A 14,321-nucleotide genomic window follows, 5' to 3' on the forward strand; every position below is an offset into this window, starting at 1 on the left:
ATCAGTATCTGACTAAGTAAAAATCATCATTGATTGTGACCTGCCCCATATATTTTTATTCAATGGATGATAAACATAACAAATATAAGAATTGACAACCACGGATGTTATTTAAATTTGCTTTTTTAAATAACACAATTACAACAATTGATAATATCAAGATACTAAAGGTAAACATTTGCATAGTTATTTTTTGCGGCTTACCCTAAAGCCTCATATCAGGAGTTTATTCCCAATGAAGATATCATTATTAGCATTTATATTTATCACCCTGACCGGCTGTGTGGACCCCGGCCTTGTCGGGATACATCCAGAATTACGCACGAGTTATTTTAATGGTTATAAAAATGAAGTCGCGTCATGCTTACAATCCGCAGCGGTGAACAACGACTTATTGATGCAACAGGATGACTCGCTGCCAGACGGTTCCTATAGATATAACATTCTGGACGCAGGAGGAAACACCGTAGCATGGGTCGATATAGCAGATTTTAGCGGAAAGCAAAGCACCGTAAGTTTTTATTATGCCCGCCATAACAAGGATATGTATGAAGCTATTTCATCAATAATTGCACAGTGTAAAAGGGTGTCTTAAGGATAAAGATTGATTTTGGGGAAGAAAAATCTGCCTCGACAATCCCCCACGCATGACCATTCCCGCCGGGCGTTTTGATGTCCCTACGGTTACCGTCGGCAACGGATCCGTTACTTGCTGCCCGGTAGCTCCGGTTCGGAATTTGGTCAGTTATCGTTGGGGCACCATAGTCGCAGGCGCGCAGCTCGCGATAATCAATGCTATATCCCAGCCAGCAATCTCGTTCCACTTAAAATTAGGCTATGTTTTAATACAGAGTTGATATTATAACAATTTATAAAGGGAAGTTATTACACTTCCCTTAACGAAAATTTTAAGAAATTTGCAAACTATTCACATAGGGTAAATATTTATTTTATTCAATAGGTAAATTGCGCAATTTCAAGAAAGATAGCTTATCCCAGTAGCCTCTTTGAAATAAAATTTTATTATTTACTATTTGAAAAAAACCGCAACCTCTCAAACCGAATGGGTCACGCCACTCTAAAATTGCCCATTGCCCATCTTCGAAAATGTTTTCAACGATACAAACCATTTGTGCGTAAGAAAAATCTTGTTCAAACATTTTCTTTATAGCCTCTTTCCCAACAACTGGCTCATTGGCAACCTGATGGTTTATTGCATTATCATCATATAATTCTGAGATGGTTTCTATATCTGCATTATTAAATGCGTCAACCCATTGGCAAAGTACTTCTTTTGGCTTCATATACTTTAACTCCTCGGTATGTGATAATTTTTATTTTAATTTGCAATATAAAAAAATCTAATTTCATTAATGCATACTACTTTTACAATTAATTTCAAGACAATGTATACATTAAACGCATACAGGTTCTCGAGCTTTAAAATCCATTGCTCTTGCAAAAGCACGGAATATATTGCATTGAACTACTTGATCTATTTTTGAACCTAATACGAGCATTTCTTTTAGATATCAAAGCAACGGCTCTTGTTGAGATACTGATGGTTTTTAACTATCTGAAATCAAAGATTTAACATTTGCCATAATATGGCCTCTGAATCTTTAAATATACTATTATTATGGTATATCACCAAAAACTATCAACTTCAACATTTATTTAAAACCAGGCCAAAAATTAAAACACCATGAGGATTCAGTACTCAAAATGCCTCTCTAACGCCAGCGCGTAGATCATCTCCCCAGTTGTCCCAATCCAGCTTTCCATATTTTTTTACCGTGCCATCCGTTTGGTCCGACACGTTCAAGATGTGGGGGATCAAAAACCACCACAGAAAACGATGAGGCTTCAAAAGGTAACCTGCGAAAATCGGCGATAATATCGGGGATTATAACCAACTGTCGGCCATCACAAAGGGCATGCCGCTCGGCATGGATATCGCTGAATATGCCGCGCTCGTCATGTTCAGGGAGGCACAACAACATGGCCCTTTGTGTTCAAAACCCCATGCTGATGGCGATAGTCACCATACAAAGACGCGGCGATCTCACCAAAATGAAGTTCTCTGATAAGCGGGGAAGATAATTGCAAATGGCGCTCTGTCAGCAAACCATTTCACCTGGCGCCCTGTTCGCACGGTTAGTAACATGAAAAAAATGGCCAGAACTGATGATGCTACCAATAGCCTATAGCTTTGAAAACGTCCGCTATACGTCAGAAGCGGATGTTGATGCTAAAGACCTGAGATAGAGGTACACCAGAAATGGCAGCCTCCTGATACTTACCCCTCTACAAAAAATCACCAATATCAGTTGGATGCTGATAACAAGGGCATTAGTTTTGGGTTTTATTTTTCATATCCGTATAAATTGATTCTACCTGATAAATACTCACCTAAATACACTTCACTGATTTTATTGAAGCCTTGCTTTATAACTTCGTTTTCTAACCAGTCACTATTCTTGTTAAGGATTTCGAGCAGATCATGGTTGGCCAAACCATCCACTATGATTGGATAACGTATATTTTCATCACCATTTTGTATAATGGTTAACTGACCATTTTGTTCAAGTATCACTCGTTTAAGCTGTTCTATTTCATAAATACCACTTGCTCTTAATTTGAACATCAAATCATTAGCTGAAACACCATTGCGTAAACATTCCTTAACATTGACACTTCCATTATGAACCAAAGTAATAGGCTTTCCATCAAGAATTCTTTTTACTAACCGATTATTTTCTTTTAAAAACTTAAGAACAAAAACCAGAAAAGTCCATATAATTAATACCAGAACAAATTGTAGTACTGTTATTGATTCATTGTAAATTACGCCACCAATAATCCCCCCCAGCACATAGTTCTGAACCTGATCCATTGCGGATGAAGGGGCCAGATTTCCCTTTCCCATGAGATTTATTTGAACAATTAAGCACAGTATTCCCAGTCCCAACTTTATTATGATAGGTGTATAAATTATCATTTCTATTCCTCAGTTTTTCACGATTTCAACATCTGGGGTTACTAACGAAACCTCTACCAGGCTGTATGTTTTTTGATCCAGACTTAAGTTGACACGATAATAAAAATCATTAATTTTAACGATAATGCCATCCGAAAGTTGTACTGAACTGGAGAATATAGAATTAACACTCACTTTTTTTTCTTGTGACAACAATCTAATAAAGTTGACCATTTGTGATGACCTGGAGTGTATATTTTGGCTATCGGTATAATCTGCATACTGAACACCAGAAATGAAGAGTAAAAATAAGAACGCAATGATCGTTAAGTCACGGTATTTAGTTTGTAAACGATGGCGCATATACAGGCTAAAAACAACGATCAGGATAAATAATGTACTAAATATAATAATGTATTTTAAATAATCATTGATATTAGACTGCATTTGTAGATAATCGATGCCATAAAATCTCATAAATTTATAATCCCTAAACCTTCAATACCCCATTTTCGTTATAGTAACGCATAGCATCTTTCAGCCATGATGTTACTTAACAACCAGTAATTATCAGCCATCAGCTGCAATTTGTCATTATCTTTTAAGCCGTAAGTGGAGCATCGATGGATTAAGTATCTGCATATGGGGGATGTTGGCTCATGGAGCATTCTTATTTGGAATGAACAACTTAATCAAAGGTTCAAGCGCGCAGCCGAAGGGTCTTCAAAATTGACCATCCATTTTGCAAAGATGTTCACAAATAAGTCTGGGACTCCCTGCTGAAAACCTTGTGCCGGAAATGAACATTTTGAGGCTATTGATGTAAGTATCCCGCATAATCGTGCCATTCACATTTAGAGATCCTCCGTCATAATCAGTCGGCCAACTAGTTTGCCGACCTGTACCTTGAGAACCGGGCGCTGAGTTGAGACTGATAACTGGCACCCTTTCTTTGTTAAAGTGCAGACAATCGCTATCGATTTAGCCGCCACGCATCTCGCAGCATTAGCTTTTGCCGCCGTTTTGTCTGATCCGGTAGGAGTGCTGGGATGTGGCTTAATTATGGCTGGAATTGGTGCTATCGTTAACGATACCATCGTAGAAGAAGCTAACAAAATTATCGCTATTTAACACCAATTTTGTTTTGTAACCAATACAAAGCTATTATTATTTTATAATGGCTTCCTTCGATTGCAGAACTCTGCAAGCGATGCCAAAGGAATCGCAGATAAGAAATCAAATATATAATACAAAGTCAATTTATTGGTTTCAGTGGCATCAAATGGGGCATGCCTCATGATATTTTGGGGAAAAGTTTTGGCGGGATTTTGGGGAAGAAAAATAGACAAAAAACCGGGCTCTGCTGAACTGCGCCCGGTCTTCTTCTACTCGTCAAAACGCGCGACTAACTCAGCCCGCGGTTTTCCAGCATCGGCTCAATCTGCGGATCGTGTCCGCGCCACTGGCGATAAAGTTCTGCTAAATCAGTACTATTGCCGCGAGACAAAATCGCTTCGCGGAAGCGCTGGCCGTTTTCACGAGTTAAACCACCCTGCTCAACGAACCACTGGTAGCCGTCATCCGCCAGCATCTGCGTCCACAGATAGGCGTAATAACCCGCGGCGTAGCCGCCGCCGAAAATATGCGAAAAGTAGCTGCTACGATAGCGTGGCGGCACGGCGGGAAGATCCATTTTCTCCGCATGCAGGGCTGCGGCTTCAAAAGTATCAACGTCATCGGGTAGCTTATCCACGGCTACGCTGTGCCAGTGCATATCCAGCAGCGCCGCCGCGAGCAGCTCACTCATATCGTAGCCTTTATTAAACTTCGCCGCGCGGAACATGCTGTCGCGAAGCGCTGCCGGCATGGCCTCGCCGGTTTGGTAATGCCGCGCATAGTGGGCAAACACCTGCGGCTCGCTGGCCCAATGTTCATAAATCTGCGAAGGAAACTCAACAAAATCGCGTGGCGTATTGGTTCCCGACAGGCTGGCGTACTTCTGGCTGGCAAACAGCCCGTGCAGCGTATGGCCAAACTCGTGAAATAAAGTGATAACTTCATCCCAGGAAAGCAACGCGCTGTGCCCGGCTTTCGGTTTCTGATAGTTACAGACGTTGTAGATAACCGGATGCTGCGCACGCAGGGTGGATTGTTCGACAAATACGCCCATCCACGCCCCGCCGCTTTTGCTATCCCGCGAGAAATAGTCGCCATAAAAAAGTGCGATACCCTCGCCGCTAGCGTCGATGATTTCCCAGACCCGCACGTCAGGGTGATAAACCGGGATATCGAATCGTTCCACAAAGCGAATGCCAAACAGCTGTGTCGCTGCCCAGAATACGCCATCACGCAGAACGCGCTCGAGAGCAAAATAGGGCTTAAGCTGTGCTTCATCGATAGCAAATTTCGCCCGGCGCACCTGTTCTGCGTAATAGAGCCAGTCCCACGCTGCCGCGCGGAAGTCGCCGCCTTCCTGATCGATAACCTGCTGAATATCCGCCAGCTCCTGTTCGGCTCGCGCCCGCGCCGCCGGAGCGATTCGCCGCATAAAGGCAAACGCCTCTGCCGGGGCGCCCGCCATCTGATCGGCCATCGACCAGCTGGCAAAGTCATCTGCGCCCAGCAGTTGCGCTTTGCGCGCGCGGATTGCCGTCAACCGCAGCACCAGCTCGCGTGTGTCATTCGCATCGCCCTTCTGATTTCGCGTCCAGCCAGCTGCAAAAAGATTTTCTCGCGTTTGCCGATCCTGCAACGAAAGCAGCGCAGGCTGCTGGGTGGTATTGAGCAGAGAAAGCAGCCAGCGTCCGCTTAACCCTTTCTCCTGCGCGGCTTCTGCCGCTGCGCTTATCTCATCATCGCTGAGACCTGTGAGCTGATGAACATAATCCACCGCCAGGCCACCCGATTTTACCGCCGCCAGCAGGCGCTGTTGGAACTGGCTTTGCAGCGCCGCCGCTTCGGTATTCAGCGCGCGCAGCGCCGCTTTTTGCTCTTCCGCAAGCGTGGCTCCCGCAAGGGTAAAGCGTTGCCAGGTTACCTCAAGGAGACGTCTGGACTCGGCGTCAAGGGAGAGCGATTCTCGCCGCTCCCACACCAGCTTCACCCGCTGAAAAAGAGCATCGTTGAGCCAGATATCGTTAGCCAGTTCAGCCAGCTCGGCGGAAAACTGCTCATCGAGTGCCTGAATGGTCGGGTTAGTCTCCGCGCCTGCCATCGCAAAAAAGACGTTGGTTACCCGCGCCAGCAGCTGACCGCTCTGCTCCAGGGCCTCCAGGGTATTGGCAAAATCAGCCGGCTGCGGGTTATTAACGATAGCGGCAATTTCTTCACGCTGGCGACGAACGCCTTCGTCGAAGGCGGGTCGGTAATGGCTGACGTCAATCAGATCGAAACGCGGCGCCTGATAAGGCAGCAGGCTAACGCTGAAAAAAGGATTGTTCTCCGACATCTTCATCTCCTGAAAACGATTATCCTGTAAGATTAGGCAACTCATTGATTGACCGCAATCAATACTCTGTTTATCGCCGCGATCGACAACGTCTGGCTGATGATTTCCATTACCCGTCGCCGGGATCGCGTGCTATGGTATGAAGACACAAAAAGCGTTGAGGAACAGTAAGATGATTATCCTGGTTACCGGAGCAACCGCGGGTTTTGGTGAAAGTATTACTCGCCGTTTTATCGCTAACGGTCACAAAGTGATTGCCACCGGGCGTCGCGAAGAACGCCTGAAAACTCTTAAGGATGAGCTGGGCGAGAATCTTTATACCGCCCAGCTGGACGTACGCAATCGCGCAGCCATCGAAGAGATGATTGCCGGGCTGCCGGATGACTGGCAGGCGATTGATGTTCTCGTCAATAATGCCGGGCTTGCGCTGGGTCTTGAACCCGCGCACAAAGCCAGCATTGAAGACTGGGAAGACATGATTGACACCAATAACAAAGGGCTGGTTTATATGACCCGCGCCGTTCTGCCGGGAATGGTTGAACGTAATCGCGGCCATATCATTAACATCGGCTCGGTCGCCGGCGCGTGGCCATATGCAGGCGGTAACGTCTACGGCGCGACCAAGGCGTTTGTGCGCCAGTTCAGCCTGAACCTGCGTACAGACCTGCACGGTACGGCCCTGCGCGTGACCGATATTGAACCGGGCCTGGTTGGCGGAACCGAATTCTCTAACGTGCGCTTTAAAGGTGACGACGCGAAGGCGGGTAAAGCCTACGAGAATACCGAAGCCCTGACGCCGGAAGACGTCACCGAAGCGGTCTGGTGGGTCGCGAACCTGCCAAAACACGTCAACATCAACACCCTGGAAATGATGCCGGTCAGCCAAAGTTTTGCCGGACTGAACGTTCACCGTCAGGGCTAAGCTCCGTGACCCGGCCTGCAGGCCGGGTCTGGGCTGGACGGTAAAAATCCCGTAAAATAGCGCAACTACCTTATAAAAAGTAACCATCAATGGCCGCAGAAGCTCAACTGAATCCGACACAGCCCGTAAATCAGCAAATTTATCGTATCCTTCGTCGGGATATCGTCCATTGTCTGATTCCGCCCGGGACCCCGCTTTCGGAGAAAGAAGTCTCCGTGCGCTTTGACGTTTCTCGCCAGCCGGTGCGCGAAGCCTTTATAAAACTGGCTGAAAATGGCCTGATCCAGATCCGTCCGCAGCGCGGCAGCTACGTAAATAAGATCTCTCTCTCGCAGGTACGCAACGGTTGTTTTGTCCGCCAGGCTATCGAATGCGCCGTGGTGCGACGCGCTGCCGGAATGGTGAATGATGAGCAGCTCTACCAGCTTGAGCAAAATCTTAATCAGCAGCGCACGGCGGTTGAGCGCCAGCAGTTAACCGATTTTTTCCAGCTGGATGATGAGTTTCATCAGAAGCTTTCGCAAATTGCCGACTGCCAGCTCGCCTGGGATACCGTTGAAAACATTAAAGCCACCATTGACCGGGTGCGCTACATGAGCCTCGATCACGTCACTCCTCCCGATATGATGCTGCGCCAGCATTATGATATTTTCCAGCCGCTGGTGGCCCGCAACCCGGATGCGGTTGAAAAGGCGATGAGCCTGCATCTGCAAGAAATTAGCGAATCCGTGCTGCTGGTACGTCAGGAAAATAGCGACTGGTTTAGCGAAGAGTAAAATGCGTAGCGGCAGAACGTTTCTCTGCCGCCAGAAACAAAATGATCGGTATTATCTGACAACCAAAACCGGTATTTTGGCGTGGCGTAAAATCGACTCGGCGTTAGAGCCCAACAGATGGGTTGATATTCCCGGTTTACGGGAACCAATAACGATAACATCAAATTCTTCATTACTGCTCACCGCCAGGATTTCATCACGTACGTTGCCAAACACCACTCTGGAGTGAATTCGCCCGGCGGGAATCGAGAACAGACGGGATATCGTCTTCATTTTTTTCTCCGACTCCTCGCGCATATAGGCTTCAAACTTACGTATATCAGCCGCAAAGCCGCGCAATATTGAGCTACTGCTGTTCGGCAGAACGTTGAGCAGCGTTATTTCACCTTCATCCGCTGAGGCCAAAAACTCGGCATGACGCACCGCCTTATCACTTAAATCCATTTCAAAAACGTCTACTGGCAACAAAATTTTTTTGTACATAGACCGTTCTCCTTTTTTCTGAGGAAACTTAGTAAGTTAACTCATCATGCCATAGTTACTTCAGCAGGTGAATGATAAATCACCCAAATAAATACTTTAGAGATTAAAATAAACGCCAATTATTTATACTTAACTGTTGTTAGATAAAGTTATGTATATTCAACGATCTGGATCAAGATTTATTATTTAAACAGCCCTCCCTGAACATAAAAATAGTGTTCAGAAATGGTATGTAACAGTAATGCCGCCATCATCGGCGGCACCATGTTTAGTTCTCCTGAGCCCAGGCGGCAACGGTCGCTTTGGCTCCGTGTTTTTTCAGCGACAGATAAGCGCGCGTGACTTCATTAACAAACCGGGGCTCCTGGCTCAGGTCCTGGCCGAAAATAGCCTCAATGCCCATCAGCGCTTTAACCCGCTCTTCTCCGTCCGCGCTATTTTGGACAGTCTGCTGGATGATCGGCAATAGCGGATCGGAAATTTCAATTTCCTGCCCCCGGTCGTCCACCCCGCTGACGTAGCGCATCCAGCCGGCAACGCCCATCGCCAGCAGCGTAAAGTCGCTGCCATGAGCCAGGTGCCAGCGAATCGAATCCAGCATCCGCTGCGGTAGCTTCTGACTGCCGTCCATGGCTATCTGCCAGGTACGGTGCTGCAGCGCCGGGTTGCTATAGCGATCGATCAACAGGCCGGCATAGCGTGCCAGATCAACGCCCTGCACGCTTAGCGTCGGCGCCTGCTCAGTCATCATCAGCGCATGCGCGGCGCGGCGATAGTTGTCGTCCAGCATGCAGTCATTAATATGCTGGTAGCCGGCCAGATAGCCCAGCCAGGCAAGGAAAGAGTGGCTGCCGTTTAGCATACGCAGCTTCATCTCTTCAAACGGCAGCACATCAGAGACCAGTTCGGCGCCGGCTTTCTCCCATTCTGGACGACCGGCGACAAAGTTATCTTCGATGACCCACTGGCGAAACGGCTCACAGGCGACGCCCGCCGGGTCACGAACGCCGGTAAGCTGCTCAATTTTCTCTAATGTATCGGCCGTTACCGCCGGAACGATGCGGTCCACCATAGTGGAGGGAAAAGTGACATTACGCGCAATCCACTCGGCTAACTCAGCATCGACAGCGTTAGCATAGGCGCAGACGACATTACGCATTACGTGACCGTTTTCCGGCATATTATCGCAGGACATGACGCTGAACGGCGGCAGTCCTGCTGCTTTGCGCCGCGCCAGCGCTTCAACCACCACGCCCGGCGCAGATTTCGGTTGATGAGGATGTTGTAAATCGGCAGCAATTAACGGATGGTCCAGCTGCAGCTGGCCGCTGGCCGGAGAGTGGCAGTAGCCCTTTTCAGTAATGGTCAGTGACACAATCGCGACCTGGGGCTCGCACATTTTCGCCAGGACGCTTTCCAGGCCATCCACCTGGGCATGTATCGCCTGCTTAACCACGCCAACAACGCGAGCGGTCCAGGCATCGGCCGACATTTCCGCGACGGTATAAAGTAAATCCTGCTGCTGCAGGTCGGCAATCTGCTGTTCGCCGCCGATCAGGTTTACCTCAATATAACCCCAGTCGCTGTCGTGCTCCGTCGCCAGAATATCTGTATATACGGCCTGATGCGCGCGATGAAATGCGCCAAAGCCCAGATGGACAATGCGCGGAACGAGACGGTTACGATCGTAGGATGGCAGCGTGGCATGCGCTGTTAAAAGCATATTTTCCATGGTGGCTCTCATATTTATGATTTCTGGATCCCCACATGAAGTGAGAATAGGCTGTTGATATAAACCCTCTCATGCAACCGGTATGATATCCTTGACCTTTATCAACTACCATACAAGACAGAGTGGGTTATTTACCGTACTATTTCACGCACTAAAAGCGTGAAAAATGCCGGGCTAAAGGCCCGGCAGATTGTTATTTTTGGCTATCATCATTCGGTGCGGAATGTATGCTGCTTAAATATATTGTCCGTTGCCCACCGCTTTATTCTGCGGTGCGCAATCCGCTGCATCATTCAGCAAGCTCAGATCGCGATCGCGAACTTCAGGCATCAGGATGGCAGAAATTAAGCCGATGATTGAGTAGCACACCAGCATAACAACAATGGGCATCCATGAACCGGTCATATTACAGAAGATACCGGCCAGAACAGGACCAAAGCCAACCGCGACTAAACCACCCGCCTCTTTAGAGATTGCCATGCGGGTAAAGCGGTTACGTGAGCCGAATATTTCAGCCATCGTAATATTTTCCAGCGCAAACAGGCCTAATACAGCGACGTTATGAATAACGATTAATGACGCCATAATGGTGCTCGCGCTGTAGCTTTTATCAACAATAATCGACAGCATCGGCCAGGCCAGAATAATGGCTGAAATATTGATGATAATATAAGGGATGCGGCGCCCTACTTTATCTGACAGCCAGCCCAGGAATGGAATGGTGATAAAACCAATCACGGAGCTGATCATTAGCGCATCGGTGGGGATACCTTTATCAAACATTAAGGTTTGAACCAGATAGCCCGCCAGGAATGTTTGCAACAGCCCTGAATTTCCGGCCTGCCCAAAGCGCAGCCCCGTGGCCAGCCAGAAAGACTTACTTTTCAGCATTGCGCTGAAGGAGCCTTCCTGAGCGGCCACTCCATTTTGCAGACTGCCTTCTTCACTCACCTTTTCAAATACCGGGCTTTCTTTCAGATTGAGGCGCAGCCAGATGGCAAAGATCATCACCACTACGCTTGCGAGGAACGGCACACGCCATCCCCACGCGACGAGCTGTTCGCGATCCAGCACGAAGAACATCACCGCCCAGATAGCCGTAGCGCTTAAGGTACCGCAGTTGGTTCCCATCGCTACCAGCGAAGAGATAATTCCGCGCTTACCTTTCGGCGCATATTCCGCCAGCATGGTGCCCGCACCGGATATTTCAGCGCCCGCGCCCAGTCCCTGAATAATGCGTAATGTGACCAGCAATACCGGCGCTAAAATCCCCACCTGCGCATAGGTTGGCAGCACGCCAATGAGCGTAGTGCAAATACCCATCATCGTGATGGTAATAAACAGGACTTTCTTACGCCCAATACGGTCGCCCATTTTACCGAAAATAAAGGCGCCGACGATGCGCGCAATATAGCCTGCGCCGTAGGTGCCCATCGCCAGAATAAGCGCCATAGCGGCAGATTGCTCCGGGAAAAATATCTCGTGGAAAACCAGCGCTGCGCCCAGGGAATAGAGCTGGAAATCCATAAACTCCAGCGCAGTACCTAACCAACCAGATACGGCTGCACGAATGAGATCGGAAGTGGTTCTCTCATTTTTAACGGTAGTCATAATGATTATCTCTAATTGTAGGGTACAAAGTCCGCACCTGTTATTATTGCCCGAAGGTTAATAAAACCTTGCAGCAACGTTTTCTGTCATTTTCAAAAAGCTCAAGAGCGTCAACAACGTGTTGATACGCAAATTCGTGGGTAATCAACTCCTGCGGATCAATTAACCCTTGTTTTAACCAATCAATGACCACGGGGAATTTATTGGCGTTAAGCCGCGATGAGAAAATCGACAGTTCTTTCCCCGTAATTCCTTGCTGCGCCACCTGCGAAGGCTCAGTCGAGAAGCCCATCAAGACAATTCTCGCCGCCGGCGAGGCCAGGGTAACCGCCTCTTGTAAAATAGAGGGATGGCAGGCCGCATCAATGATCAGCGTCGGAAGGATCCCCTGAGCCTTCAGCGTGTCAGCCAGAGGCTCATTGCTGTTGTTAATTACCCAATCCGCTCCGTTACGCTCGGCCATCTGCAGGCGTTCATCGATGCGGTCGACAACGATAACCTGCTTAACGCGGTACACCCGCTTCAGCACCTGTATGGTCGTCAGGCCCATAGGACCCGCGCCGTATACCAGCGCAATATCCTGGTCGGTCGGCGAAACGTGCCCGGTAACGTTGGCCGCAATAGTGAAAGGCTCAATCATCACCGCATCCTTGTCGGAAACGTTGTCAGGCACCCGCCAGGCATTTTTCGCCGGCACCACCGCGTATTCGCTAAACCCCCCGTCCCGATGCACGCCAAGCACCACTAACGAAGTGCAGACGTTCGGCTTGCCCACGGAACAGGGGTAGCAATGACCGCAGCTAATGACCGGATCAACGCTCACGCGCTGGCCGATGGCTTTGTCGGTAACGCCCTCGCCAATGGCGTCGATAACGCCAAAAAATTCATGGCCTATCACCCGCGGGTATTTGGCAAACGGATTATGTCCACGGTAAATATGGCTATCGGAACCGCATATTCCCGCCAGTTTCACCTTAACCCGTACTTCTCCTGCGGCAGGTTGCGGGAGCGGACGCTCTTCAATCACCAGTTCATTCGGCTGACGAATTACGATACTTTTCATTTGTTATTTCCTTCGTTACCAGTTCCACAACGTGCCGTCTTCCAGACGTGCGACAGGCAGATAAGCCGGTTCATAGGGGTATTTCGCGGCCAGTTTTTCATCAAATTCGATACCGAGTCCTGGTTTTTCCCCCGGGTGCATATAGCCGTTATCAAATGTCCAGCTATGCGGGAAAACTTCCAGCATCTGCTCGGAGTAGCCCATATATTCCTGTACGCCGAAATTCGGTACCCACAGGTCGAAATGCAGCGCGGCGGCCATGCAGACCGGAGAGAGATCGGACGGCCCGTGCGAGCCGGTGCGCACCTGATAAAGCGAGGCGAAATCGGCAATCCGGCGCATTCCTGTAATCCCGCCTGCGTGAGTGATGGTGGTACGGATATAGTCAATCAGCTGCTCTTCAATCAGCTGTTTACAGTCCCAGATGCTGTTGAACACTTCTCCAACGGCAATCGGCGTGACGGTATGCTGACGAATTAAACGGAAGCACTCCTGGTTTTCTGCCGGGGTCGGGTCTTCCATCCAGAACAGGCGGTACTCTTCAATGCTTTTGCCAAAACGCGCCGCTTCGATCGGCGTCAGGCGATGGTGCATGTCGTGCAGCAGATGCTCGTCAAAACCGAACTTTTCGCGCACGGCGGCAAACAGGCGTGGAGTGAAATCGAGATACTTTTCGGTGGACCATAGCTGTTCTTCCGGCCACTGGCCTTTCGTTGCCGGTTCGTAGGCCTGGCCTTTACCTTTCGCCATACCGTAAGTGGTTTTCATTCCCGGCACGCCGCACTGCACGCGAATCGCTTTAAACCCCATCTCTTTATGGCGCGCGTAGTCGTCCAGCACTTCGTCAATAGAGTGGCCGGTGGTATGGCAATAAACCATGACCCCTTCCCGCGAAGCCCCGCCCAGCAGCTGATACAGCGGCATACCCGCAGCCTTCGCTTTGATATCCCACAGCGCCATATCGATAGCGGAAATCGCCGACATCGTGACCGGGCCGCGACGCCAGTAGGCGCCCTTGTAGAAAAACTGCCAGATATCTTCTATGCGGTGCGCATCGCGGCCAATCAGCTGCGGGCAGAGGTGATCCCGCAGATACGATGCAACGGACAGCTCGCGGCCGTTTAGCGTCGCGTCACCTAAACCGACGATACCATCATCAGTGGTGATCTTAAGGGTGACGAAGTTGCGTCCCGGGCAGGTGACGAAAACTTCAGCGGCAACGATCTTCATTTCTTCTTCCTTACTTCTATGCGGTTAGTGAACAAAATTAAAACATCAGACCTACTACCATACAAGTATAACGATC

Annotated in this window: 13 protein-coding genes and 2 pseudogenes; 5 read left to right on the forward strand and 10 right to left on the reverse strand. The window is 48.8% G+C overall.

Annotated features, from left to right (window positions below):
- Positions 1-235: 235 nt before the first annotated feature.
- Positions 236-595, forward strand: a complete 360-nt coding sequence (locus tag ACSIPU_RS02600; protein WP_004102425.1) for a hypothetical protein — start codon at positions 236-238, stop codon at positions 593-595.
- A gap of 355 nt (positions 596-950) precedes the next feature.
- Here ACSIPU_RS02600 and ACSIPU_RS02605 read toward each other — a convergent pair whose 3' ends face one another.
- The 4 genes and pseudogenes from ACSIPU_RS02605 to ACSIPU_RS02620 form a co-directional block, all read right to left on the reverse strand.
- Positions 951-1,304 (reverse strand): nuclear transport factor 2 family protein, encoded by a 354-nt coding sequence (locus ACSIPU_RS02605; RefSeq protein WP_064370137.1) that lies wholly within the window; start codon positions 1,302-1,304, stop codon positions 951-953.
- Between the two features lie 419 nt (positions 1,305-1,723).
- Positions 1,724-2,003, reverse strand: a pseudogene (locus tag ACSIPU_RS02610) (SAM-dependent methyltransferase); the annotation flags it as partial.
- A 362-nt stretch (positions 2,004-2,365) separates the two neighbouring features.
- Positions 2,366-3,001 (reverse strand): DUF421 domain-containing protein, encoded by a 636-nt coding sequence (locus tag ACSIPU_RS02615; protein WP_004102429.1) that lies wholly within the window; start codon positions 2,999-3,001, stop codon positions 2,366-2,368.
- Positions 3,002-3,010: 9 nt separating this feature from the next.
- Complete coding sequence (locus ACSIPU_RS02620) at positions 3,011-3,457, reverse strand: DUF3290 domain-containing protein (RefSeq protein WP_004102431.1); 447 nt, start codon at positions 3,455-3,457, stop codon at positions 3,011-3,013.
- Between the two features lie 462 nt (positions 3,458-3,919).
- Here ACSIPU_RS02620 and ACSIPU_RS02625 point away from each other — a divergent pair.
- Positions 3,920-4,111, forward strand: a pseudogene (locus ACSIPU_RS02625) (colicin-like pore-forming protein); the annotation flags it as partial.
- Between the two features lie 274 nt (positions 4,112-4,385).
- Here the strand turns inward: ACSIPU_RS02625 and dcp are convergent.
- Positions 4,386-6,428, reverse strand: coding sequence for a peptidyl-dipeptidase Dcp (gene dcp, locus ACSIPU_RS02630; protein ID WP_047719793.1), 2,043 nt, complete (start codon positions 6,426-6,428; stop codon positions 4,386-4,388).
- Positions 6,429-6,476: 48 nt separating this feature from the next.
- Between dcp and ACSIPU_RS02635 the strand changes: the two genes are divergently transcribed.
- The 3 genes from ACSIPU_RS02635 to ACSIPU_RS02645 all read left to right on the forward strand — a co-directional run bounded on the left by ACSIPU_RS02635 (position 6,477) and on the right by ACSIPU_RS02645 (position 8,126).
- Positions 6,477-6,599, forward strand: coding sequence for a hypothetical protein (locus ACSIPU_RS02635; protein ID WP_257787382.1), 123 nt, complete (start codon positions 6,477-6,479; stop codon positions 6,597-6,599).
- A 1-nt stretch (position 6,600) separates the two neighbouring features.
- Positions 6,601-7,350: a bifunctional NADP-dependent 3-hydroxy acid dehydrogenase/3-hydroxypropionate dehydrogenase YdfG gene (gene ydfG / locus ACSIPU_RS02640; RefSeq protein WP_047719792.1), complete on the forward strand. Its 750-nt coding sequence runs from the start codon at positions 6,601-6,603 to the stop codon at positions 7,348-7,350.
- An 89-nt stretch (positions 7,351-7,439) separates the two neighbouring features.
- On the forward strand, positions 7,440-8,126 hold the full coding sequence (locus tag ACSIPU_RS02645; protein WP_004102435.1) for a GntR family transcriptional regulator: 687 nt from the start codon (positions 7,440-7,442) through the stop codon (positions 8,124-8,126).
- Positions 8,127-8,177: 51 nt separating this feature from the next.
- Here ACSIPU_RS02645 and ACSIPU_RS02650 read toward each other — a convergent pair whose 3' ends face one another.
- The 5 genes from ACSIPU_RS02650 to rspA form a co-directional block, all read right to left on the reverse strand.
- Complete coding sequence (locus ACSIPU_RS02650; protein WP_004102436.1) at positions 8,178-8,609, reverse strand: universal stress protein; 432 nt, start codon at positions 8,607-8,609, stop codon at positions 8,178-8,180.
- Between the two features lie 268 nt (positions 8,610-8,877).
- Positions 8,878-10,341, reverse strand: a complete 1,464-nt coding sequence (locus ACSIPU_RS02655; protein ID WP_004102437.1) for a mannitol dehydrogenase family protein — start codon at positions 10,339-10,341, stop codon at positions 8,878-8,880.
- A gap of 234 nt (positions 10,342-10,575) precedes the next feature.
- Positions 10,576-11,952 (reverse strand): MFS transporter, encoded by a 1,377-nt coding sequence (locus ACSIPU_RS02660; protein WP_004102438.1) that lies wholly within the window; start codon positions 11,950-11,952, stop codon positions 10,576-10,578.
- Positions 11,953-11,995: 43 nt separating this feature from the next.
- Positions 11,996-13,015: a Zn-dependent oxidoreductase gene (locus ACSIPU_RS02665; RefSeq protein ID WP_016808800.1), complete on the reverse strand. Its 1,020-nt coding sequence runs from the start codon at positions 13,013-13,015 to the stop codon at positions 11,996-11,998.
- A gap of 15 nt (positions 13,016-13,030) precedes the next feature.
- Positions 13,031-14,245, reverse strand: a complete 1,215-nt coding sequence (rspA, locus tag ACSIPU_RS02670) for a starvation-sensing protein RspA (RefSeq protein WP_004113339.1) — start codon at positions 14,243-14,245, stop codon at positions 13,031-13,033.
- Between the last annotated feature and the right edge of the window lie 76 nt (positions 14,246-14,321).

The sequence above is a fragment of the Klebsiella sp. HN106 genome (genome assembly GCF_051209435.1).
GTDB classification, from domain to species: Bacteria; Pseudomonadota; Gammaproteobacteria; order Enterobacterales; family Enterobacteriaceae; genus Klebsiella; species Klebsiella oxytoca.